The 22,201-nt window shown below is 70.8% G+C and carries 17 protein-coding genes; 9 read left to right on the forward strand and 8 right to left on the reverse strand.

Features of this window, described 5'->3' with window-relative positions; genetic code table 11:
- The first annotated feature begins 34 nt into the window (after window positions 1-34).
- Window positions 35-1,534: a histidine--tRNA ligase gene (hisS, locus tag BRESU_RS01350; protein ID WP_013267688.1), complete on the forward strand. Its 1,500-nt coding sequence runs from the start codon at window positions 35-37 to the stop codon at window positions 1,532-1,534.
- A gap of 374 nt (window positions 1,535-1,908) precedes the next feature.
- Here the strand turns inward: hisS and BRESU_RS01355 are convergent, their stop codons facing one another.
- The 3 genes from BRESU_RS01355 to BRESU_RS16720 are packed head-to-tail and all read right to left on the reverse strand — an operon-like array spanning window position 1,909 to window position 4,356.
- A complete protein-coding gene (locus BRESU_RS01355; RefSeq protein WP_013267689.1) occupies window positions 1,909-2,538 on the reverse strand; it encodes a bifunctional diaminohydroxyphosphoribosylaminopyrimidine deaminase/5-amino-6-(5-phosphoribosylamino)uracil reductase RibD in 630 nt (209 codons plus the stop codon).
- Window positions 2,535-3,251 (reverse strand): 2,3-diphosphoglycerate-dependent phosphoglycerate mutase, encoded by a 717-nt coding sequence (gene gpmA, locus BRESU_RS01360; RefSeq protein WP_013267690.1) that lies wholly within the window; start codon window positions 3,249-3,251, stop codon window positions 2,535-2,537. Before gpmA ends, BRESU_RS01355 begins: the two co-directional genes overlap by 4 nt.
- Window positions 3,252-3,306: 55 nt before the next feature.
- Window positions 3,307-4,356, reverse strand: coding sequence for a serine hydrolase domain-containing protein (locus BRESU_RS16720; RefSeq protein ID WP_013267691.1), 1,050 nt, complete (start codon window positions 4,354-4,356; stop codon window positions 3,307-3,309).
- A 117-nt stretch (window positions 4,357-4,473) separates the two neighbouring features.
- Here BRESU_RS16720 and BRESU_RS01370 point away from each other — a divergent pair, with 117 nt between their 5' ends.
- Together BRESU_RS01370 and BRESU_RS01375 are read left to right on the forward strand one after the other, a co-directional pair.
- Window positions 4,474-5,973, forward strand: a complete 1,500-nt coding sequence (locus tag BRESU_RS01370; protein ID WP_013267692.1) for a phosphomannomutase/phosphoglucomutase — start codon at window positions 4,474-4,476, stop codon at window positions 5,971-5,973.
- Between the two features lie 735 nt (window positions 5,974-6,708).
- Complete coding sequence (locus tag BRESU_RS01375; RefSeq protein WP_013267693.1) at window positions 6,709-7,866, forward strand: zinc-dependent alcohol dehydrogenase; 1,158 nt, start codon at window positions 6,709-6,711, stop codon at window positions 7,864-7,866.
- 55 nt (window positions 7,867-7,921) lie between these two features.
- Here BRESU_RS01375 and BRESU_RS01380 read toward each other — a convergent pair whose 3' ends face one another.
- A complete protein-coding gene (locus BRESU_RS01380; RefSeq protein WP_013267694.1) occupies window positions 7,922-8,230 on the reverse strand; it encodes a GIY-YIG nuclease family protein in 309 nt (102 codons plus the stop codon).
- A 251-nt stretch (window positions 8,231-8,481) separates the two neighbouring features.
- Complete coding sequence (gene clpB / locus BRESU_RS01385; protein WP_013267695.1) at window positions 8,482-11,070, reverse strand: ATP-dependent chaperone ClpB; 2,589 nt, start codon at window positions 11,068-11,070, stop codon at window positions 8,482-8,484.
- A 125-nt stretch (window positions 11,071-11,195) separates the two neighbouring features.
- Between clpB and BRESU_RS01390 the strand changes: the two genes are divergently transcribed.
- Entirely contained in the window at window positions 11,196-11,840 is a 645-nt protein-coding gene (locus BRESU_RS01390) for a LysE family translocator (RefSeq protein ID WP_013267696.1), read from the forward strand.
- Window positions 11,841-11,861: 21 nt separating this feature from the next.
- Here the strand turns inward: BRESU_RS01390 and BRESU_RS01395 are convergent, their stop codons facing one another.
- Entirely contained in the window at window positions 11,862-14,168 is a 2,307-nt protein-coding gene (locus BRESU_RS01395; protein WP_013267697.1) for a TonB-dependent receptor domain-containing protein, read from the reverse strand.
- Between the two features lie 221 nt (window positions 14,169-14,389).
- Between BRESU_RS01395 and BRESU_RS01400 the strand changes: the two genes are divergently transcribed.
- Window positions 14,390-16,009, forward strand: coding sequence for a serine hydrolase (locus BRESU_RS01400; protein WP_013267698.1), 1,620 nt, complete (start codon window positions 14,390-14,392; stop codon window positions 16,007-16,009).
- 78 nt (window positions 16,010-16,087) lie between these two features.
- Here BRESU_RS01400 and BRESU_RS01405 read toward each other — a convergent pair whose 3' ends face one another.
- Together BRESU_RS01405 and BRESU_RS01410 are read right to left on the reverse strand one after the other, a co-directional pair.
- Entirely contained in the window at window positions 16,088-17,368 is a 1,281-nt protein-coding gene (locus BRESU_RS01405; protein ID WP_083777578.1) for an FAD-dependent oxidoreductase, read from the reverse strand.
- Window positions 17,369-17,385: 17 nt separating this feature from the next.
- A complete protein-coding gene (locus tag BRESU_RS01410) occupies window positions 17,386-18,051 on the reverse strand; it encodes a DUF4893 domain-containing protein (protein ID WP_013267700.1) in 666 nt (221 codons plus the stop codon).
- A 100-nt stretch (window positions 18,052-18,151) separates the two neighbouring features.
- Between BRESU_RS01410 and rpe the strand changes: the two genes are divergently transcribed.
- From rpe to BRESU_RS01430, 4 genes are read left to right on the forward strand one after another with little or no spacing between them, the layout of a single operon-like run.
- Window positions 18,152-18,865: a ribulose-phosphate 3-epimerase gene (gene rpe / locus BRESU_RS01415; protein WP_013267701.1), complete on the forward strand. Its 714-nt coding sequence runs from the start codon at window positions 18,152-18,154 to the stop codon at window positions 18,863-18,865.
- Window positions 18,862-20,679 (forward strand): heparinase II/III family protein, encoded by a 1,818-nt coding sequence (locus BRESU_RS01420; protein WP_013267702.1) that lies wholly within the window; start codon window positions 18,862-18,864, stop codon window positions 20,677-20,679. Before rpe ends, BRESU_RS01420 begins: the two co-directional genes overlap by 4 nt.
- 22 nt (window positions 20,680-20,701) lie before the next feature.
- A complete protein-coding gene (locus tag BRESU_RS01425) occupies window positions 20,702-21,268 on the forward strand; it encodes a hypothetical protein (RefSeq protein WP_013267703.1) in 567 nt (188 codons plus the stop codon).
- The gene (locus BRESU_RS01430) at window positions 21,268-22,176 is read left to right on the forward strand and encodes an oxygenase MpaB family protein (RefSeq protein ID WP_013267704.1); all 909 of its coding nucleotides are present in this window, start codon (window positions 21,268-21,270) and stop codon (window positions 22,174-22,176) included. Before BRESU_RS01425 ends, BRESU_RS01430 begins: the two co-directional genes overlap by 1 nt.
- The last annotated feature ends 25 nt before the right edge of the window (window positions 22,177-22,201 follow it).

Here is a 22,201-nt window from a genome sequence, read left to right on the forward strand (position 1 = left end):
GACCCTCGGGCCTGCACCCTCTAGAAGCCCGGCCATGACCGACGCCGCGCCGCCCCCTGCCCGCCCCGAAGCCCGAAGCCCCCGCGGGTTCGCCGACCGTCGCGGCCCGAGCCTGATCGCCGAACGGCGGATCGTCCAGCGCGTGTCCGAGGTCTACGAACGCTGGGGCTTCGAGCCGCTGGATACGGGCGCGTTCGAATATGCCGATGCCTTGGGCAAATTCCTGCCCGACGCCGACCGTCCGAACGAGGGCGTGTTCGCGCTCCAGGACGACGACGACCAGTGGATGGCGCTGCGCTACGACCTGACGGCCCCGCTGGCCCGGTTCGCGGCGCAGAACTGGGAGACGCTGCCCAAGCCATTCCGCCGCTACGCCTTCGGGCCGGTGTGGCGCAACGAGAAGCCCGGCCCGGGGCGCTTCCGGGAATTCACCCAGTGCGATGCCGACACCGTCGGCTCCGACCGTCCCGAGGCCGACGCCGAGATCATCGCCATGGCCTGCGAGGGCCTGCAGGCTGCCGGCCTTCAGCCGGGACAGGCCGTCGTGCGCGTGTCGAACCGCAAGCTGTTCGACGGGCTGTTCGAGGCGGGCGGGGTCACCGATCCCGGTCAACGGCTGACGGCGCTGCGGGCCATCGACAAGTTCGACCGGCTGGGCTGGCAGGGTGTCGCCGCCCTGCTCGGCGAGGGTCGGCTGGACGAGAGCGGCGACTACACCAAGGGGGCGAACCTGCCGCTCGGCGTGGCGGCCACGATCGAGGCCTTTCTCGGATCGGCGGGAGACGGCGACCGTACGCGAGCCGAGACGCTGGACGCCATCGCCCGCTCGGGCGGCCTGGGCGCGGCCGGCGAGGCGGCGCTGGAGGAACTGGCCGGGATCGACCGGGCCCTCGGCGCCATGCGGGTCGGGCAGGACGCGGTCCGCTTCGATCCGACGATCGTCCGGGGACTGGAATACTATACCGGCGCGGTGTTCGAGGCCGAGCTGCTGCTGGACACCACCGATGACAAGGGGCGGCCGGTCCGGTTCGGCTCCATCGGCGGCGGCGGCCGGTACGACGATCTCGTGGCGCGCTTCACCGGCGAGTCGACGCCGGCCACCGGCTTTTCGTTCGGCGTCTCGCGACTGGCCTCCGCGCTGCGGGCGGCCGGGCGGACGGACGGCGCCGCGCGGGGTCCGGTGGTGGTCATCGTTTTCGGCCAGGACGACATGCAGGCCTATCTCGACGCCGTGTCCGAGCTCCGCAACGCCGGGATCGCGGCCGAACTGTATCTGGGCCGGGCGGGCATGAAGGCCCAGATGAAATACGCCGACCGGCGGGGCGCACCGGCCGCCATCATGCTGGGCGGCGACGAGATCGCCGCAGGCCAGGTCACGATCAAGGATCTGGACGCCGGTCGCCAGCTGGCCGCGGGCGTCACCGACAACGAGGCGTGGAAGAGCGAACGGCCGGGCCAGATGAAGGTGGCCAGAAACGAACTGGTGACAACGGTTCGCAGCATTATCGACGCTTCGTCGAGAATGCCCGCCTGAAGTTGTGACTTATCGTCGATAACTGATAATTCGCCCCAAAAAGGCGTGCGGTTTGATTGACTTGATCCCGGCCGATCGGTCATCTGGTCTCACTCGAACGGCGCGGCGCTGCAAGGCGCAGCCGCTGGACGAAGGCGTTTCGGGGAGGAAACGTCCGCTCCACAGAGAGCGAGAAAGCCCGCTGCGATGTATCCCCCGCAGCGGGCTTTTTCACGTCTGGACACCCTTTAGGGCGCTAGCGCTCGGCTCGCGGAGCCCCACTGCTTGAGCGCGGGCAGGACTCCCGTTTCGGCCAGACCGGGACTTCGGACCTAGGGGCGCACAATCCGCATGCGCTCAAGCAGCGAGCGCACGCGTCGCGAGCGTTAGCGCCCTTACTGTGTCAGCAGCCCCTGCTCGGCCAGGGCGTCGGCCAGTTCGCCGGGACCCGTCCACAGTCGGGTGTAACCAGCTTCACCCAGACGCTTGAGCTCGGTCACCAGATCGGCGCGGGGCGAGGCGGCGAAACGGGCGTCGAAGCCTGTTCCGTCCGCGCTGATCCGCACCATCGGCCGTCCGGTTTCCAGCCGGTGGAGGAACCCTTCGGACAGGACGCCGGCCTCATCCTTCATCAGTCCGGTTTCGACCCGGAGCCCGGCCTGACGCAGGCGCTCGGTGCCCCGGCCCGAGGCGAAGGGCGACGGATCCAGCGCCGCGACGACCACGCGGGAGATGCCGGCTTCGGCCAGGAACTGCGCGCAGGAGGCCCGGCCGGACGACCGCGCCCCGCACGGTTCCAGCGTCACATAGGCGGTCGCCCCGGCCACGCCGGGCCCGGCGGCGGGCACGGCCTGTTCCTCGGCATGGGGGCGGCCGCCGGGCGCCGTCGCGGCCTCCGACAGGACCATCCCGTCCTTGACGATCACGCAGCCGACGGCCGGATTGGGCCAGGTCTCGCCCATCCGCGCCAGGGCCAGGTCGATGGCCCGACGCATATGGACCTGATCGGCCGCGGCGTCGCTCACGCGGGCAGTCCCGGCAAGGCGGTGGCGCGGGCTTCGTCGAGATACCGCGCAGCGGTCGGCTTCAGCGCCGCATCCAGATCGATCTCCAGCGGATTGCCGGTCGGGATCTCGACGCCGACGATCTGGTCGTCCGGCACGGCGAACAGGTGTTTGACGATGGCGCGCAGGCTGTTGCCGTGGGCGGCGATCAGCACGTCCTCGCCCGCCGCCAGACGGGGCGCGATGGCCTCGTTCCAGTAGGGCAGGACACGGTCCAGCGTGGTCTTCAGGCTCTCCGTGTCCGGAATGGCCTGTCCGGCGTAGCGGGGATCGGCATCGAAATCCCATTCGCTGCCGGCCTCCAGCGGGGGCGGGGGAATGTCGTAGCTGCGCCGCCAGATCTTGACCTGATCCTCGCCGTGCAGGCGTGCGGTCTCGGCCTTGTCCAGTCCGGTCAGGCCGCCGTAGTGGCGCTCGTTCAGACGCCAGTCGGCGATGACGGGCACGTCCGACAGGCCCGCGGCCTGAAGCGCCAGGGCCCCGGTGCGTTTCGCCCGGGTCAGGACCGAGGTGAACATCACCGCCGGCCGGAAGCCCGCCTGGGCGATCAGTTCGCCGCCGCGGCGCGCCTGGGCCTCGCCCTCGGCCGTCAGGTCGACGTCGACCCAGCCGGTGAAGCGGTTCTCGAGGTTCCACTGGCTCTGGCCGTGACGCAACAGGATCAGTCGAGGCATGGGTCGCGGCTCTCCGAAAACAGGCCTCCGGGGTAGGGCGAAAGGCTCCGCCCGGTCAAGCGGCGGGTGGCACCCCACAGGCCGCGGCCCGGATCAGGTCGATCGACAGCCCCTGCCCCTGCCCCTGCCAGACCTCGCCGAAGGTCGTCCGGTGATCGTTGGAATAGACGGCCAGCGCCACCTTGAGGTCCGGCAGGAGGAAGTTGCGGACCTGGACCCCGCCGATCTCGCCATAGCGTTCGACCAGCCGGGTCGTGCCGATACAGGCTCCGAGATCGGGCGCATAGGACCAGACGCTGAGCGCGGCATAGCCCGAGGCCGGGTCGCCCGTCAGCATCGTGTCGAGCGATGCGGCCGAGATCAGCCGACCCTCGATCAGGGCCATGTCGATCGTCAGCATGTCGCCGATCGTGCCGTAAAGGCCGCCGGCGGGGCCGAAGTCGGCGAGCCAGATGCGGGGCTCGGCCGAGCCATCCTCCATCGTCGCCTCGACGCGGGGCCCCTCGGGCAGGGTCAGCGTCAGGCCCAGCGGCGCACCGATGCGGCTGTTGACCAGATCGAGAAAGGTCCGGCCCGTCACCGCCTCCAGCACCTTGCCCACCACGATCGTGTCGCAGTTGTTGTAGAAGAAGCCGGACCCCGGCTCGGCCCTGGCCGCCCCGCAGTACTGCAGGGCGTCGCCGGGCGGGCCGTCGGGCGTCTCCAGCTCCGCCGCCAGGCCCGAGCGGTGCCCCAGAAGCTGCCGCAGGGTGATCCGGTCGGCATTGGCCACGGTCGTGCCGGGCAGATAGGTCGCGACCGGCGTGTCCAGCGCGAGCGTGCCGGCATCGATCTGCTGGAAGACCAGGATGGCCGTGATCATCTTGGACACCGAGGCCCAGCGGACCGGCGTCGAGGGATCGACCGGAAAGGCACCGTCGGGCCGCGCGATGGACGCCACCCCGGTCTGGCCGCCCCGCGAGACGCCGAAGACGCCGGCATAGCCTTCAGATGCCGCCAGTCGCGCCTGCATGGCGCCAAGCCCCTCGGCCGCCGTCTGCGCCTGGGCGCCCGCCGCCCCCAGCGACAGGACGAGCACGAGGCGCGCCACCTTCAAGGACTTCATCGTCCGCATCCCCCAACGCCGATCTCGCAGCCATACCACCGGTCGCGCGTTGTTGTCCGCTCCCGGCCGTGCGGCTATACCGCGCCGGTCAGACCCCTTCTCCCCGAGGATGCCCGCATGTCGAAGCCCCGCCAGGACCTGGTCCCGAACACGTTCGAGTACGAGACCACCGCCCTGGTGAAGCCGACGGGGTTCCGCGAGTACGACGCCCGCTGGATCCTGGAGAAGGAGATCAACCTCTTGGGCATCCAGGCCCTGGGGCTGGCCCTGGCGACCTATGTCCACGAAAACGACATCCAGCCGCGCATCGTCGTCGGCCATGACTTCCGGTCCTATTCCATCAGCGTCAAACAGGCCCTGATCCTGGGCCTGCTGGAAGGCGGGATGGAGGTGCTGGACATCGGCCTGGCCCTGTCGCCGATGGCCTATTTCGGCCAGTTCGCCCTGAACGCCCCCTGCGTGGCCATGGTCACGGCCAGCCACAACGAGAACGGCTGGACCGGGGTCAAGATGGGCACCAACCCGCCCGTCACCTTCGGCCCCGAGGAGATCGGCCGGCTGAAGGAGATCGTGCTGTCCGGAACCGGCGTCGCCCGGCCCGGCGGACGGCTGGAGCGGGTCGAGAACTTCCGCGAACTGTACCTTCAGGAGGTGGTCGGATCGATCAAGCTCAGCCGGCCGCTGAAGGTCGTCTGCGCCTGCGGCAACGGCACCGCCGGAGCCTTCGCGCCCGAGGCCCTGCGCCGAATGGGAGCCGAGGTGATCGAGATGGACACCGACCTCGACTACACCTTCCCCAAATACAATCCGAACCCGGAAGACCACGCCATGCTGATGCAGATGGCGCAGCGGGTGCGCGAGACGGGCGCCGACCTGGCCCTGGGCTTCGACGGCGACGGCGACCGCTGCGGCGTGGTCGACAACACCGGCGAGGAGATCTTCGCCGACAAGATCGGCCTGCTGCTGGCCCGCGACCTGTCGGCCCTGCACCCCAATGCGACCTTCGTCGTCGATGTGAAATCGACCGGACTGTACAAGACCGACGAGGTCCTGGCGGCCAACGGCGCGACCACCGTCTACTGGAAGACCGGCCACTCCTACATCAAGCGCAAGACCGCCGAACTGGGGGCGCTGGCCGGGTTCGAGAAGTCGGGCCACTTCTTCCTGGCGAACCCGATCGGGCGCGGATACGACGACGGCCTGGTCGCCGCCGCCGCCGTCCTGCAGATGATGGACAGGAACCCCGGCAAGACCCTGTTCGAGCTGAAGTCGTCGCTGCCGGACGCCTGGACGTCCCTGACCATGTCGCCCCACTGCGACGACGAGATCAAATACGACGTGCTCGCCAAGATCGTCGCCGAGTACGAGAAACTGGGGGCCGAGGGTGGCTCGATCCTCGGCCGCAAGATCGTCGAGGTCATCACCGTCAACGGCGCGCGGGTGCACCTGGAAGACGGGTCGTGGGTGCTGGTGCGCGCCTCCTCCAACAAGCCGGAACTGGTCGTCGTGGTCGAATCCATGCGGTCCGAGGACGACATGCGCGCCCTGTTCCAGCAGGAGGTCAAACCCCGTCTGGCCGCCCACCCCGAGGTCGGGACCTACAACCAGGAAATCTGAGGCCCTCAGTCGCGGAGAGGGCTTGCGGTCATCTCCCTCCCCCCCAGGGGAGGGCAGATCGCGAAGCGATCAGGTGGGGGCGGCAAGGCAAGGCCGCACGATGTATCGCTTTGCCCTCCCCACCCGGTCTCCGCTGCGCTCCGACCACCCTCCCCCAAGGGGGAGGGAGACGGCATCTGCCCGTGCGTCATCGTTCTTCCGCTGTGAACGGGTCGGGGAAGCGGCGGAGCCAGGGCGATCTCGCCCGGGACCGTGACGGCCGCCGTCGCCGACGGCCGCCTGTAGAAGAGTTTCGGCGTGGTCGCCTTGGCTCCGCTCGACCGGTTTTCGCAAGCGTTCGGGGGCGGGATGTCTTGTGTCGGGCAACGCCGGGGGCCTCTTCCCCGACGCCTTGGTGCTGTCCCGATTTGTCCCTTTCCGAGTCTTAGCCCACGACAGGCGACGACGCCCAGTGCGCCGCCGGACCCGGGGTTTCGCCCCGGCATGCCCTGCGATCGACCCCGCCGCGCGTCCGGGTCCTGGGCCCAGGACGCCTTCCCCTCGCAACGGGACGGCAAAAGGATAAACGCGTTTCCGATGCAGGCGCGTCCGGACGCTCCCTGTGAGGACCGGGCCTTGATCGGATTGGGGAATTCGGGGCAAGCGCGGACAACTCGACGCCGGATGTCGGACACCCGACAGAGGAACCGCCCGCGCCGCTGCGCCTTTCCCCTCCTCATCCCAGAGGAGATCGACATGAAAGCGCTATGCTGGCACGGCAAGGGCGACATCCGCTGCGAGACGGTGGACGACCCCGAGATCCAGGACGGCCGCGACGCCATCATCCGGGTCACCTCCTGCGCCATCTGCGGCAGTGACCTGCACCTGTACGGCGGCTTCGTGCCCGGCATGAAGTCCGGCGACGTCATGGGCCACGAGACGATGGGCGAGGTCGTCGCCGTCGGCAAGGACAACACCAAGCTGAAGGTCGGCGACCGCGTCGTGGTGCCCTTCACCATCAGCTGCGGCGAGTGCGACTATTGCAAACGCGGGCTTTATTCCGTGTGCGAACGGTCCAACCCCAACGGGGCCGAACAGGCGAAACAGACCGGCTATCCGACCGCCGGCCTGTTCGGATACACCCATATGTACGGCGGCATCCCGGGCGGCCAGGCCGAATACCTGCGCGTCCCCTACGCCGACGTGGGGCCGATCAAGGTGCCCAACGGCCTGACCGACGACCAGGTCCTGTTCCTGTCCGACATCTTCCCGACCGGCTGGATGGCCGCCGAGAACGCCAACATCCAGCCCGGCCACACCGTCCTGGTGTTCGGCTGCGGCCCCGTCGGCCAGTTCGCCATCCGCTCCGCCTTCATGATGGGGGCCGAGCGCGTCATCGCCATCGACCAGGTGCCGGAGCGCCTGCAGCTGGCCCGCGACGCCGGGGCCGAGACCATCGACTTCTCCGAGGGCGACCTGCAGGAGCGGATCAAGACCATGACCCACGGCGTCGGCCCGGATTCGGTGATCGAGGCCGTCGGCCTGGAAAGCCACGGCTCGGGCGGCCTGATGGAGAAGGTCCAGGAGACCGTCGCCGGCAAGATGGAACGCCCCTATGCCCTGAACGAGGCCATCGTCGCCTGCCGCCCCGGCGGCACCATCAGCCTGCCCGGCGTCTTCGTCGGCGTCATCCCCACCATGATGGGGGCCTTCGTCGGCAAGGGCCTGACCCTGAAGACCGGCCAGACCCACGTGCAGCGCTATCTGGAACCCCTGATGCGCAAGATCGAGGAAGGCGCGATCGACCCCAGCTTCCTGATCACCCACAAGATCAAGCTGGAAGACGGCCCCGACGCCTACAAGATGTTCCAGGAAAAGAAGGACGGCTGCGTCAAGGTCGTCATCAACCCCTAGGCCGGGGACGCCCGGCGGCGAGGAGACCGGAGGCCCCCGTGGAGACGCGGGGGTCTCAATCGTGTTCGGAAGGTGGGGTCCAGTTCGGATCGTTGACGGGATACCAGTCGGCCGCGAGATCCAGCCATTGCGGATTCGCGTCCTCGATCAGCTTCAGCTTCCAGTCGCGCATCCATTTCTTCAAGCGCCGTTCGCGCCGGATCGCATCGACGACCCATTGATGCTGTTCGTACCAGACCAGGTGAACGCAGCCGTGCTCGGCGGAGTAGCCGTCGGGATGGGTCCCGGTCTTGTGCTGCCAGACGCGCGCGTGGAGGTTCGAGGTCGACCCGATATAGACCCAGCCGTTCCGCCCGCTGGCCATGACGTAGGTCGCGATGAAGGTGCGGTGCGTCCCAACCGCACAACCTATCCGCACATCTTCCTTTCGTCATCCTCCGGCGTAGCGAAGCGAAGACCGGAGGACGCAGCGGCGCCGAAGGCGATCTGTTCAGGCACGACGTCAGCCGCCAGTGTCCGCGACAGGTTCGCGCTCCCGCGCGCCGCTGCGTCCCCCGGTCTGCGCCGCGAAGGCGCGGCTTGCCGGAGGATGACGAAAGGAAGCGGGGTGCCTGGCTAGTGCACCCGCGCCTTCCCGATCTCCAGCCCGTCCGCCCCCGCTGACACGGCGATCACCGAGCCGTCCTCCAGCTCGCCGGCCAGCAGCTTCTTCGCCATCGGGTCCACCAGGTCCTTCTGGATCACCCGCTTCAGCGGGCGCGCGCCGTAGACCGGGTCGTAGCCCTTGTCCGCCAGCCAGGCGAGGGCGCCGTCGTCGATGGACAACGTCAACCTGCGGTCGGCCATCAGCTTTTCCAGACGCGCCAGCTGGATGCGGACGATGCCGGCCATCTGGTCGCGGCCGAGGCGGCGGAACAGGATGATCTCGTCGATGCGGTTCAGGAACTCCGGGCGGAAATGGGCGCGGACGGCGTCCATGACGAAGGGGCGCACGGCCTCGACATCCTCGCCGTCGGCCTGGTTGGCCAGGGCGTCGGAGCCGAGGTTGGAGGTCATGATCAGCAAGGTGTTCTTGAAGTCGACCACGCGGCCCTGACCGTCGGTCAGGCGGCCGTCGTCCAGCACCTGGAGCAACACATTGAAGACGTCGGGGTGGGCCTTTTCGACCTCGTCGAACAGGACGACCTGATAGGGCCGGCGGCGCACCGCCTCGGTCAGGGCCCCGCCCTCGTCATAACCGACATAGCCCGGAGGGGCACCGATCAGGCGGCTGACCGAGTGCTTCTCCATATACTCCGACATGTCCATGCGGGTGATGGCGGTCTCGTCGTCGAACAGGAAGGCGGCGAGCGCCTTGGTCAGCTCGGTCTTGCCGACGCCGGTGGGGCCGAGGAACAGGAAGCTGCCCAGCGGGCGATTGGGGTCGTTGAGGCCGGCGCGGGCGCGGCGGACCGCATCGGCGACGGCCTCCAGCGCCGCGTCCTGACCGACGACGCGGCCCCGCAGGGCGTCCTCCATCGACAGCAGCTTCTCGCGCTCGCCCTCCAGCATCTTGTCGACCGGGACGCCGGTCCAGCGCGAGACCACGGCGGCGATCTGTTCCGCGTCGACGACTTCGGGCGTCAGCGGGCCGCCGCCGGCGTTCTCGTCGGCCTCGGCCTGGTCCAGCGATTTCTCGATCTGGGGGATCTGGCCATAGGCGATCTCCGACGCGCGGCCGAGGTCGCCGTTCCTCTGGGCCGCCGCCAGTTCGGCGCGCAGGCGATCGAGGGTCTCGCGGAGTTGCGCTCCTTGCCCGACCTTGTCCTTCTCGGCCTTCCACCGGGTGGTCAGCGCGTCGGATTCGACCTGCAAGTCCGAGATCTCGTCGTCGAGCCGCTCCAGACGCAGTTTGGAGGCGGTGTCGGTCTCCTTCTTCAGGGCCTCGCGCTCGATCTTCAGCTGGACAAGGCGGCGGTCGATCTCATCCAGACTCTCGGGCTTTGAATCGACGGCCATGCGCACGCGGCTGCCGGCCTCGTCGATCAGGTCGATGGCCTTGTCGGGCAGGAAGCGGTCGGTGATGTAGCGGTTGCTCAGCGTGGCGGCGGCGACGATGGCGCTGTCGCTGATGCGCACCCCGTGGTGGACCTCGTACTTCTCCTTCAGCCCGCGCAGGATGGAGACGGTGTCCTCCACCGACGGCTCGTCGATGAAGACCGACTGGAAGCGCCGGGCCAGGGCCGCGTCCTTCTCGATGTATTTGCGGTATTCATCCAGGGTCGTGGCCCCGACGCAGTGCAGCTCGCCGCGCGCCAGGGCGGGCTTCAGCAGGTTGGAGGCGTCCATGGCCCCGTCGCCCTTTCCGGCCCCGACCAGGGTGTGCATCTCGTCGATGAAGAGGATGATCTGGCCCTCGGCGGCCGTGACCTCGCCCAGCACGGCCTTCAGCCGCTCCTCGAACTCGCCGCGGTATTTGGCCCCGGCGATCAGGGAGCCCATGTCGAGCGCCATGACGGTCTTGTCCTTCAGGCTCTCGGGCACGTCGCCGTTGACGATGCGCAGCGCCAGACCCTCGACGATGGCGGTCTTGCCGACGCCGGGTTCGCCGATCAGGACGGGATTGTTCTTGGTCCTCCGCGCCAGGACCTGGATGGTGCGACGGATCTCCTCGTCGCGGCCGATGACGGGGTCGATCTTGCCGTCGCGGGCGGCCTGGGTCAGGTCGCGGGCGTAGCGTTTCAGCGCCTCATAGGCGTCCTCGGCCCCGGCGGAGTCGGCGGTCTTGCCCTTACGGATATCGGCGACGGCGGTGTCCAGCTTGTCGGCGGTGACCCCGGCGGACTTCAGGGCGTCGCCGGCGGGGCCGCCCTCGCGGGCGATGGCGGCGAGGATCCGTTCCGTGGTGACGAAGGCGTCGCCGTTCTTCTTCGCGGCGGCCTCGGCCCCGGCGAAGACGCGGGCGGTCGCGCCGTCCAGATAGAGCTGGCTGTTGGTGCTCTCGACCTGGGGGCGCTTCTTCAGCAGGGCCTCGGCCGCGTCGGCGGCCTTGGCCGGGTCGCCGCCGGCGGCGGTGATCAGGTTGCGAGCGAGGCCGTCGCGCTCTTCCAGCAGCACCTTCAGCAGGTGCTCGGGGGCGAACTGCTGGTGCTTGCGGGCGAGGGCCAGCGACTGGGCGGACTGGACCGCCTGTTTGGCGCGGTCGGAATAGAGGTCGAGATTCATCTGGGTTCCCCGGAGAGGCGGACGTCGTTCAGACGCCCTCACATGAAGCGACGCCTTGATCTGGGGCAAAGGTGGTCGCGGGCAGGGGGGCGCACAAGGGGGGCGGATGGCGCTAGGGTCCCGCCATGGTTCACGCCGCCTTTCCCGTCGATCCCGCCGTCCTGCTGCCGTTCCTGGTGGCGGTGTCGCTGATCGAGCTGACGCCGGGGCCGAACATGGGCTGGCTGGCGCTGGTGGCGCTGGGGCGGGGGCGGATCGCCGGGATGGCGGCGGTGGCCGGGGTGACCCTGGGCCTGACGGCCTGGATGGTCGCGGCGGCCTTCGGGCTGACCACCGTCCTGCTGACGTTTCCGGGCCTGTATCAGGCAGTGCGCTGGGCCGGGGTGGCCTTCCTGCTGTGGCTGGCGTGGGAGGCCTGGGCGGGGGCGGGCAAGGTCGCGCCGGACGCGGAGCCCGACCGGCGGACCCTGGGCGGGCTGTTCCTGCGGGGCCTGACCGGCAATCTGCTGAACCCCAAGGCCGCCGTCTTCTATGTCGCGCTTCTGCCGACCTTCATCCGGCCGGACCGGGCCTCGCCGCTGGTGCAGGCCCTGACGCTGGGCGGACTGCATGTCGCGGTCAGCGTGGCGGTCCACACCCTGATCGTGCTGGGGGCCGCCTCGGCCGGGGCCGTGGTCATGCGGCGGATGCAGGGCGTCGTCGCCGGTCGGGCCATGGCGGCCGGGATCGCGGCGGTGGCGGTCTGGATGGCCTGGACCACCCGCGCCTGAGCCACCGCCGGCCGGAACCGGTCAGCCGCCGCCGGGACCGGTCGAGAAGTCGAACTGTTCCGGCGGACGGCGCGGCCCGGTGCCGAGCGTCCAGCTGAGGCCGATGTAGAAGGCGCGCAGGCGGATGTTCTGTTCGGCCCGCTCGCGGAACAGGGGCGTCTCGTAGACCGAGGTGTTGTTGAACGAGTTCAGCACGTCGCGGCCGGTGAAATTGAACGACAGGCTGTCGGTCAGTTTGCGGCGATAGCCGATGTTGAGCATGCCGCCGGCCTCGCGCGTGCCCTGGGCCAGCAGGCTCTCGCCCTGCCAGAAGCCCGAGACCTGGACGAAGTCCTTGGCCGTCGGCGTCCAGTTCAGGCTGAGGCGGCCGGTGGCGAAGGTGCCCTCGCGGTCCTGGCCGCCGGGCAGGCCCGCTGCGTCGATCTCCTGGCGGAAGACATTGACGCCGGCGCTGTAGCGCAGGGTCGGATGCAGGGCGCCGTTGGCGGTGGTCTCCAGACCCAGATCGCGGCGCGCGCCGAGGTTCTCGGGCCGGGTCAGGAAGACTCCGCCGCCGAGGTCCGTCACAACCTCGGTGAAGGCCTTGTCGGTGTCGCGCAGATAGGCGGTGACCTGGTAGAAGGTCGTGCCCTGCCGCTTCTGCCACATGGCCTCGAAGGCGTCGGTTTCCTGCGGCTCCAGATCGGGATTGCCCGAGCGCCGGTTCAGCGGGTCGCCGTAGGACACGAAGGGGTTCAGCTGGGCGGGCTGGGGGCGCTGGATGCGGCGCGAATAGCTGGCGCGCAGGGTCTCGGTCTCGGACAGCTGGTACTGCAGATGGGCCGTGGGATAGGCGCGGAAATAGTCCTGGGACGCCGAGGCGCCGCCGGTCAGGTCGTCGATCTCGATGTCGGCCTGTTCCAGCCGCAGCCCGGCCTGGGCCGAGAGTTTCTCCGTCAGGGGCCTTTCCCAGGTGCCGTACAGGGCGTGCACGGTCTGGCGCGCCTCGAACCGGTTGCTGAAGCCCGGAACGACGGAGAGCGTCCCCTCCGACGGGCCCTGGCGGAAGGTGACGTCCTGGTCCGGGCGCACGTCGGTCAGCTCGTAGCCGAGGCGCAGCTTGCCGCCGTCGGCCGTGGGCCGGACATAGGCGCTGGTGAAGCCCAGGGTGACCTGGTCCTGGTCCTGGTCCGTGCGTTCGGCCAGGCCGGTGCCCGCGGGCACGAGGAAGTCCGTCAGGGTCAGGCCGCCGGACTCGATGCTGTTGGAATCGTAGCGCAGCTCGTTGGACCATTCATGGCCGGCGTCGTCGAAACGATGCAGCAGACGGGCGGTCGCGCCCCAGTTCGCATAGTCGAAGTCGGAACCGCCCGCGCGGCGGTAGGCGCTGGTCACGGCGCCCGCCGCGTTTCGCGTCTCGAACAGGCTGTCGACGTCCCCGTCGCCCTGGAAGGCGATGCTGCGTACCTCTCCCGTCAGCTGGGTGCGATCGGTCAGCCGGTACTCGGCGCTGAAACGGGCGACCGTGCCGGTCTGGTCGGACTCCTGGGTCGTGTCGTTGCGGGTGGTCGAGACCACCGCCCCGGTGACGGGATCGAGCTGTTCGCGCAGGCGGTTGAGCTCGAACTGGCTGGGATCGGCCCGGTAGCTGAGGTCGCCGGACAGGGTCAGCCGGTCCTTCTGCCACGAGCCGCTGCCGCCGAGGTTCCAGCGGCCGTTGTCGCCGACGTTGGCGCGGATCGAGCCGGTGGTCTGGCTGCCGGCGCGCGGGGCGGTCGGCTTGGTGATCAGGTTGATGACCCCGCCCGAGCCCTCGGGGCTGTAGGCGGCCGACGGGTTGGTCATGACCTCGATACGGGCATAGCGGTCGGCGGGCAGCTGCAGCAGGGCCTGGGCCCGGCCCTCGCCCGTCAGGATCCCCGACGGGCGGCCGTCGACCAGGATGGTGACGCCGGAATCGCCGCGCAGGGAGACATTGCCCTGGGGGTCGACGTCCACCGAGGGCACGTTGCGCAGGGCGTCGGCGAGACTGCCGGTCGTGGCCTGCAGGTCGTTGGCGAGGCTGTAGCTGACCGAGTCGATCGAGGTGCGGACCTCGGTGGTGCTGCCGGTCACGACCACGTCGCCCACGGCGGAGGGCTCGGCCTCGGCCGGTTCGGCGGCAGGGGCGTCCTGCGCGGCCTGGGGCGTCGCGGGGGCTGGGGCTGGGGCGGGCGTCGGAACGGACGCCGGCGTCTGGGCCGGCCGCGTGCCGCCGGCGGGCGCCGGAACCGTGGTCTGGGCCATGGCGGACGGGGCGAGGGCCAGCACGGCCACCCCGGCAAGCAGGATCGATCGGGTTCGGTTCATTGGTCTGTGCCCCCTGGCATTCGCTCGACCGCCCCGGCGACCGATGTCCCGCCGATAGCAGACGATCGACGCAGGCCCGAGTTACAACCCTGTCATAACGTCATGATTTCAGAAGGTTACGGTCCGGTCACGGTTGTGGCGGAAGCATGGCGGACGCCGCGGACGCCGACTGGCGTCACGGGCGGCGCGGCGCTAGCGTGATCGCCTGCCCGGAGCCGCCCATGACCGTTTCGCCCTTCCGCCTGACCCGCCGCTCAGCCCTGTTCGCCTCGGCCGGAGCCGCCGCCCTGCCCGCCGTCGCGTGGAGCCAGGCGGCCAACGACGATGCCAGTCTGGCCGAGGCGATCGATGCCTATGTGACCGCGGCCATGGCCGCCTGGCCGGATCAGCCGGCCCTGGGGGTGGCGGTCGTGAAGGACGGTCAGGCGGTGCTGACGCGCGGCTATGGCGTCAAGGTGCAGGGTCAGGCGGCGCGCGCCGACGAGCACACCCTGTTCGCCATCGCCTCCAACACCAAGAACGTCACCGCCGCCTGCCTGGCCATGCTGGTCGACGAGGGCAAGGTGAAGTGGGACGAACCGGTCCGGACCTATCTGCCCGGTTTCACCCTGTCGGACCCCTATATCGGCGCGCACATCACCGTGCGCGACACCCTGAGCCACCGGGCCGGGTTCGGCCTGGGGGCCGGCGACCTGCTGTTCTGGCCCAACTCGGACCGCACCCGCGCCGAGGTTCTGGCGGCCGTGCCTTTCGTGCCGATCGAGGACGGGCTGCGGGCCAACTACCACTACTGCAACCTGATGTTCGTGGTCGCCGGGGCGGTGCTGGAGGCGGTCTCGGGCCTGACGTGGGAGGCCTTCGTCCAGACCCGGGTGCTGGACCCGCTGGGCATGACCGACACCGTGCCGATGGCCAGCCAGGCGGATCCGGCCCGGTCCGCCCTGCCCCACGCCCGGATCGGGCCGCCGCTGCGCTATCAGGGCGAGATGACGAAGATCGCGGACAGTATCGTCGGCATCTGGAACTGGGATTCGGCCGCGGCCGCGGGCGGCATCTGCGCCTCGCCGGCCGACTGGGCGAAGTGGATGATCCTGAGGCTTGGAAACGGGGCCATGCCCGACGGGACCCGGCTGTTCACCGAGGCCCGGGCGACCGAGATGTGGCGTCCGAACGTGGTCATCTCCGGCACGCCCGGCCCGACCGCCGAACTGCCCGGCCGGGCCATCGCCTCGACCTACGCCATGGGCCATCAGGTGCAGGACTATCGCGGCGAGCGGATCGTCAGCCACGGTGGCGGCTCGCCCGGCGGCAACTCCTTCACCGTCCTGATCCCGGGCCGGAAGGCGGGGGTCTCGGTCTTCTCCAACGCCGAGGAGAATTTCCTGCTGCGGACCCTGCGCAGCGGCCTCGTCGACATCGTGATGGGCAAACAGGGCTTCGACTGGATCGCGGATTCGAAACGGCTGGAGGCCGAGGGGATCGCGGAGTCGCTGAAGGCGGCCACCGAGATCGACGCGAAACAGGCCGCCGGCGCGCCGCCCACCCTGCCGCTGTCGGCCTTCGTCGGGACCTGGCGCGATCCCTGGTACGGCGACATCACGATCGAGGCCCGCGACGTCGGCCTGTGGCTGACCTTCACCCGCAACGCCGCGCTTCAGGGGCCGCTGGAACCCTATGACGGCAACACCCTGCGCACCCGCTTCCCCGACAAGCGCGAGGAAGACGCCTTCGTCACCTTCGAGATCGAGGACGGGCGACCGGTGCGGGCGACGGTCAAGGGCGTGAGCCCGGATATCGACTTCAGCTACGACTACCAGGACCTGAGGCTGACGCGGGTGTGAGACGGTGACGGTCTCCCTCCCCCTCGGGGGAGGGCAGATCGCGAAGCGATCGGGTGGGGCGGGTAAGGCAAGCCGGACTCAGACCTGCGTCGTATCGCCTTGCCGCCCCCACCCGGTCTCCGCTGCGCTCCGACCACCCTCCCCCGAGGGGGAGGGAGACGATCGCGGATCCAGCAGCACCCCCGACACGGTCGCGGCCAGCATCCGGGCGGCGAAGGGCAGGCGGGCGAGCTTGCCGAGCACGTGGTCGCGGACCCAGGGCAGGGACTTGCCGTCGGCCTGGTAGAAGGGGGTGAAGCCCATCGACAGGGCCTGGTACAGCCGCACGTGCCAACGCCGCGCCGCGGCATAGGCCGACAGCGCCTCGCCCAGATCGGCATGGGCCTCCAGCGCGTCGGCCAGGGCCTGGGCGTCCAGCAGCCCCATGTTCACGCCCTGGCCCAGCTGGGGGCTGGTGGAGTGGGCCGCGTCGCCGACGACGGCCAGACGGTCGGCAACCGGCAGGGGCAGGGTGTGGTGGCCGTAGCGGGCGAGGGTCAGCTGGTCCGGATCGGTCAGGGTGTCGAGCACGGGCGAGACCTCGGGCCACAGGCCGCGGACCTCGGCCTTCCACGGCTCCAGCCCCGTCGCCCGCCATTCGGGGTGGTCGGCGTGCTTTAGGCTCCAGAAGAAGGTCGCCAGCCGGTCGGGGCCGTCCGGCCGGGTGCCGCAGGGCAGGACGCCGATCATGCGCGAGGCCCCGCGATAGACCTGTTCCAGCGCGCCCTCGTCGAAGGGGGTCCCGGGCCAGGGCACGGTGGCCCACAGCGCGCCCCACGGCAGTTCGGCGCGGCGCGACCCCTGCGCGACCCCCAGGGCGTGAGCGACCGGCGAGCGCGCGCCCGAGGCGTCGACGACCAGATCGAAGGTCGGGCCGGTCCCGCCCCGGGCCGTCGTCATCCGCCCGCCGGACGCGGCCACGACCTCGGTGTCGGTCTGGAACTGGACCCCCTCGGCCAGACAGGCGTCGTGCAGGACGTGGAAGATCGTCGCCCGGTGGACGCCCAGGGCGTTGATGCCGTCGGGGCGGGGCGTCTTCAGGTCCGAGTATTTGACGTCGAGCACGACCCGGCGACGGCGCGCCTCCCGCCCGAAGACGTGGTTCAGCGGCTGGCCGAGCGCGGTGATCCGGGCCGTCAGACCCAGCCGGTCCAGCACAGACAGGCCGGTCGACTGCAGCATGAAGCCCGCGCCGATCGGACGCGGCGCGTCGAACCGTTCGTGCACGACGACGCGGCGGCCCTGACGCCGGAGCATCAGGGCCAGGGCCAGGCCGGTCGGACCCGCGCCGACGATCGCGACGTCTGCAGGACCTTTCACGCCGGGGCGGGGCACCGTCAGGCCGGGACCAGTTCGATCAGGTCGAGGTTGGATTCGGTCTGGGGCCAGGGGATGACCAGCCGCCAGCGCGCCTCGCCGATGCGTTCCAGCACGGCGATCAGGTCGCGTTCCGGCCGCTGGCCATAGGAGTTGGCGGGCGGCTCGACGGCCAGGGCCAGGGACCCCAGCATGACCATCTGGCGGTCGTCCTCGGGGAACAGCAGGCCGGACGGGCGCTGGGAGCCCGTGGTCTTGGAGAATTTCAGCCCGCGCGGCGTGGCCTCGATGCGGCAGGCGAACCAGTCGTAGACGACATAGCCCAGACCCTGTTCCCCGCCCTGGGAGCCCAGCTTCACCGTGCGGCAGCGGTACGCCCCGACCGGCGGGGTGACGTCGCGGCGCGCCGCGCCCGGCTCGATCAGGTCGCCGAGGGACCGCAGGTCGCCCGAGCCGGTCTGGCGACGCGCCTGTTCCAGCGCCAGCCGCCAGGCCGCGTCGCGGCGGGCATAGCGATCGCGGTCGGCCGAGCGGACGATGCCGCGCCAGTCGCGCAGCGCCCCGGTGTTGATGCTGCCCGAAACCGTCGTCGCGGGCATGGGCGGCGGGGGCGGCGGCGGGGGCGTGGCGGCGCAGGCCGTCAGGATCAGCGGCAGGACCAGACGGGAGAGGCGGGCGAGACGCATGGAGGCTCCGGGTAACCGCGAACGGCAGGACGGAGCCCCAGTCGGGCGGCCACGTCAAGCGGGGGGGCGTCAAGCGGCGGCCGTCGAGCGGAGGGCCACGATGCGATCCGCCGCGCTTGCCCCTGTCGCGCTCCCGGCCTATCCCCTGACCATGCCGACAACGCCCCTGATCTGCCCGTCCATCCTGGCCTCGGACTTCGCCAAACTGGGTGCCGAGGTCGCCGCGATCGAGGCGGCGGGGGCCGACTGGGTCCACGTCGACGTGATGGACGGCCATTTCGTGCCCAACATCACCATCGGCCCGGACGTGGTGAAGGCGCTGCGCCCCCACACCTCCCTGCCGTTCGACGTCCACCTGATGGTCGCGCCGGTCGATCCGTGGCTGGAGGCCTACCGCGAGGCCGGGGCCGACATCCTGACCGTCCATCCCGAAAGCGGGCCCCACCTGCACCGGACCCTGGGGCGCATCCGCCAGCTGGGCGCGAAGGCCGGCGTGGTGCTGAACCCCGGCACGCCGCTGAGCGTGCTGGAGGACGTGATCGAGCTGGTCGACCTGGTGCTGCTGATGTCGGTCAATCCGGGCTTCGGCGGGCAGTCGTTCATCGGCTCGACCCTGAAGAAGATTGAGCGGACCCGGGCGATGCTGGACGCGGCCGGATCGTCCGCACACCTGCAGGTCGACGGCGGGGTGACGGCGGCCAATGCCGGGGCCTGCGTCGCCGCCGGGGCCGACGCCCTCGTGGCCGGAACCGCCGTGTTCCGGGGCGGGCCGGACGCCTATGCCGCCAACATCGCCGCGCTGAAAGCTGCATGAGCCCGGTCGGGCCCTTCGCCGAACGCGCCGCGCCGCCGACGGTCGGCGAGGGTGCCATTCCCGGCCTGAGGGGCGCGCCGGTGCGCACGCCGGTCCGGACCAGCGGCGCCCAGACGGGCCCGGCCCTGTGGCCGGCCATCGCCGGACGGGTTCTGACCCGCCAGATGTGGATCGAACTGTACGGCCTGCCCGGCTATGCGATGACGCTGGCGGCGGGCAAGGCCGTGGCCTTCGCCGCCACGCCGCGCGATTTCCGCCCCGTGGACCCGGCCGTCGGCAAGGCCATTCTGGGCGGGCGCTTCCATCTGGCCGGGACGCATATGGAGGCCGAGGCCCCGGCCGATCCCTTCAACCGGCCCAGTCCGTCGAAGGCCTTCGCCACCGACCTGCACGCCTTCGCCTGGCTGCCGTCGCTGATGCTGCAGGAGGACCGCGGGGCGCGCGAGGCCGTGCGGCTGACCCTGATCTGGGCCGAGGCCTTCGCCCGCTGGTCGCCGTTCGCCTGGGACCCCCAGATCCTGGCGCGCCGCACCTTCAACCTGGCGTGCGCGGCCCGGCGCATGGGGGCGGTCGCCTCCGAGGCCGACCGGCTGCGGCTGGCCGACGTCCTGGGGCGTCAAGCGCGTCAGCTGCTGCGGCCGCCCGGCGGGCTGGCGGGCAAGGCCGAACGCCTGGTCGCCGCGGCCCTGACGGGCTGCGTCCTGGCAGGACCTCCGGGGGCCCGCATCCGGCGCGCGGCGCTGGGGCGGCTGACGGGCGCCCTGCGCGTCACCGTGTTCGGGGACGGCAGCCATGCCTCGCGCAGTCCGGAAGCGGGGCTGGAACTGCTGCTGGACCTGCTGAGCCTGAACGACGCCCTGTCGCAGCTGTCGGAGCCGGTGCCCGAGGCCATGGCCGGCGCCATCCTGCGCCTGACCACGGCGCTGCGGCTGCAGACCCTGCCCGACGGGCGGCTGGCGGGCTTCCAGGGGGGCGGACCCTCCACGACGGCCCGGGTCGCGGCCGCCCGCGCCCATGACGATCATGCCGAGGCGCCTGGCGGGGTGGCGGGCACGGTCGGGGGGCTGACGCGGATCCGCTCGCCCCTGCTGACCATCGTCGCCGACGCGGGATCGCCCGGCAAGGGCGCATGGTCGGAGACGGCCTGCGCCCAGCCCCTGGCGCTCGAGATCGTCTGCGGCAAGGACCGGCTGATCACGGGCTGCGGCTGGACGCCACGCGCGGCCGACCGGCAGGGCCTGCGGCTGGCCCCCGGACATTCGACCCTGACCCTGGGCGAGCAGTCGTTCGCCGAACCGCTGGGCGGGTGGAAGGGCGAGCTTCTGGGCCCGCGCCTGTTCGGACGGCCCTACCGATGCACCACCGAACAGCGCGACGGCGACGGGGCAGTCTGGCTGGAGGTCGAACACGACGCCTGGGCCGTCCAGTACGGCCTGCTGCATCAGCGCCGCCTGTATCTGGACCAGAGGCTGGACGAGCTGCGGGCCGAGGAACGGCTGCATCCCTGCCCCGACCACCGCGACGTCGTGCGGGCCATCGCCGCCCCCTATGCGGTGCGGTTCCATCTGGAGCCGGGGGCGCAGGCGTCGCTGGCGCGCGACCGGCGCTCCATCCTGCTGCGCGGTCATTCGGGCCGTGGCTGGTGGTTCCGGACCGACGGGCCGGACGTGGCGATCGAGCCGTCCGTGCATGTCGAGGACGGGCTGACGCGGCGCTCGCTGCAGGTCGTGGTGCGCGGATCGGCCCGGACCGACGCGGAAACCCGGATCCGCTGGAAGCTGTCTCCGGCCGGGGCCGCGGGCGACCCGGTCTGATGTCACGGGGACGAGGAACGCCATGAAGCCGATCGTCGCCGCCCTGCTGTTCCTGCTCGCCGCCTGCAAGCCCGCCCCCGAAGCGGCCCCGGAGGCCTCCGCGCCCGCCCTGGCGTCTCCCGCCGCCGGGTCCGCCGGAACGCCCACGGCGACGCCCGGCGCCCCGACGCGCTATGTCTGGTTCGGAAATCACGTGCCGCGCGCCGAGATCCTGTCGATCGAGGGCGTCGACACGGCCTCGGCGACCCTGACGGGCCGGACGACGGCGCAGGACAATTACGACTACTGCATCGGCTATGCCGGGCCCGACGACACCGAGGTCCTCGCCCGCTGCGCCGCCGAGAAGGTCGAACAGCCGGTCGAGACCATGACCGCCGACTGTCTCGCCCGCACGGTCTCGGACGGCAGTTCCGCCCGCTGGGTCCGCGACGAACCGGGCGAGGGCGGCAAGATCGCGCCGGTCTGGCAGGACGTGGCCAGCGGCGAGATCCGGGACTATTCCGGAGCGGGCGGAGGCTATGTCCTGACCGCCGCCTTCCGCCTGATGTGCCCCGCCGCCTCGGTCGACATCCAGCCCGACCCGCGCTGATGGCCAGGGGCCCCCTCACCCCGCGGACGCAGCGCGCCATCGCCCCCCCGCTGGCGCTTGTCGCCCAGCGGGCCATCGCGAAGCAGGTCGTGGCCATGTTCAACGACCCGACCAAGGGCGAGACGCCGATCGTGCGCCGCCCCGACGGGCTGTTCGGGCCCGACTCGGTCGCCTGGCGGGTCCATGGCGACGTCGTGGGCATGCTCGTCGGCGGGGTGTCGGGCCTGCTGCTGCAGATGCTGCATCCCAAGGTGCTGGCCGGGGTCTGGGACCACTCCAACTTCCGCGCCGACATGCACGGGCGGCTCCGGCGGACCGCGCGGTTCATCGCCATGACCACCTATGGCGGACCCGAGGATGCCACGCGGGCCATCGACCGGGTGCGGACCATCCACAGCCATCTGGGCGGGACCCTGCCGTCGGGCGAGGCCTATCGGGTGTCCGATCCCGAGCTGCTGGCCTGGGTCCATGTGACGGAGTGCTGGAGCTTCCTGAACGGCTGGATCCGCTATGGCGAGCCGGGCATGTCGGCGGCCGATCAGGACCGCTATTTCGCCGAGATGGCGACCATGGGGGCCATGCTGGGAGCCGATCCCCTGCCCCGCACCCGGCTGGAGGCGCGCCGCCTGATCGACCGGATGCGGCCGCAGCTGCGGGTCGACGCGCGCACCCGCGAGGTCGCGCGTCTGGTCCTGAGCCAGCCCCCGTCCAGCCCGGCCACCGCCCCGATCCAGACCATGACGCTGCAGGCGGGGGTCGAGCTGCTGCCCGTCTGGGCGAGACAGATGCACGGGCTGTCGGCCCCGGTCCTGACCCGGCCTCTGGTGCGGGCCGGGACGATGGGGCTGGCCAGGACGCTGCGCTGGACCTTCGCGGGCGTGCGGGCCGCCGATACGCCGCCTTCCTGAGCGCATCGGGGTGACGCGGCGCGGC

It is taken from the genome of Brevundimonas subvibrioides ATCC 15264, assembly GCF_000144605.1.
GTDB classification, from domain to species: domain Bacteria; phylum Pseudomonadota; class Alphaproteobacteria; order Caulobacterales; family Caulobacteraceae; genus Brevundimonas; species Brevundimonas subvibrioides.

What these genes read in the sequence shown, in the direction of transcription:
- hisS (WP_013267688.1), top strand. Translation starts at nt 35, where the DNA reads ATGACCGACGCCGCGCCGCCCCCTGCCCGCCCCGAAGCCCGAAGCCCC.
- gpmA (WP_013267690.1), bottom strand. Translation starts at nt 3,251, where the DNA reads ATGCCTCGACTGATCCTGTTGCGTCACGGCCAGAGCCAGTGGAACCTC.
- BRESU_RS16720 (WP_013267691.1), bottom strand. Translation starts at nt 4,356, where the DNA reads ATGAAGTCCTTGAAGGTGGCGCGCCTCGTGCTCGTCCTGTCGCTGGGG.
- BRESU_RS01370 (WP_013267692.1), top strand. Translation starts at nt 4,474, where the DNA reads ATGTCGAAGCCCCGCCAGGACCTGGTCCCGAACACGTTCGAGTACGAG.
- BRESU_RS01375 (WP_013267693.1), top strand. Translation starts at nt 6,709, where the DNA reads ATGAAAGCGCTATGCTGGCACGGCAAGGGCGACATCCGCTGCGAGACG.
- BRESU_RS01380 (WP_013267694.1), bottom strand. Translation starts at nt 8,230, where the DNA reads ATGGCCAGCGGGCGGAACGGCTGGGTCTATATCGGGTCGACCTCGAAC.
- clpB (WP_013267695.1), bottom strand. Translation starts at nt 11,070, where the DNA reads ATGAATCTCGACCTCTATTCCGACCGCGCCAAACAGGCGGTCCAGTCC.
- BRESU_RS01390 (WP_013267696.1), top strand. Translation starts at nt 11,196, where the DNA reads ATGGTTCACGCCGCCTTTCCCGTCGATCCCGCCGTCCTGCTGCCGTTC.
- BRESU_RS01395 (WP_013267697.1), bottom strand. Translation starts at nt 14,168, where the DNA reads ATGAACCGAACCCGATCGATCCTGCTTGCCGGGGTGGCCGTGCTGGCC.
- BRESU_RS01400 (WP_013267698.1), top strand. Translation starts at nt 14,390, where the DNA reads ATGACCGTTTCGCCCTTCCGCCTGACCCGCCGCTCAGCCCTGTTCGCC.
- BRESU_RS01410 (WP_013267700.1), bottom strand. Translation starts at nt 18,051, where the DNA reads ATGCGTCTCGCCCGCCTCTCCCGTCTGGTCCTGCCGCTGATCCTGACG.
- rpe (WP_013267701.1), top strand. Translation starts at nt 18,152, where the DNA reads ATGCGATCCGCCGCGCTTGCCCCTGTCGCGCTCCCGGCCTATCCCCTG.
- BRESU_RS01420 (WP_013267702.1), top strand. Translation starts at nt 18,862, where the DNA reads ATGAGCCCGGTCGGGCCCTTCGCCGAACGCGCCGCGCCGCCGACGGTC.
- BRESU_RS01425 (WP_013267703.1), top strand. Translation starts at nt 20,702, where the DNA reads ATGAAGCCGATCGTCGCCGCCCTGCTGTTCCTGCTCGCCGCCTGCAAG.
- BRESU_RS01430 (WP_013267704.1), top strand. Translation starts at nt 21,268, where the DNA reads ATGGCCAGGGGCCCCCTCACCCCGCGGACGCAGCGCGCCATCGCCCCC.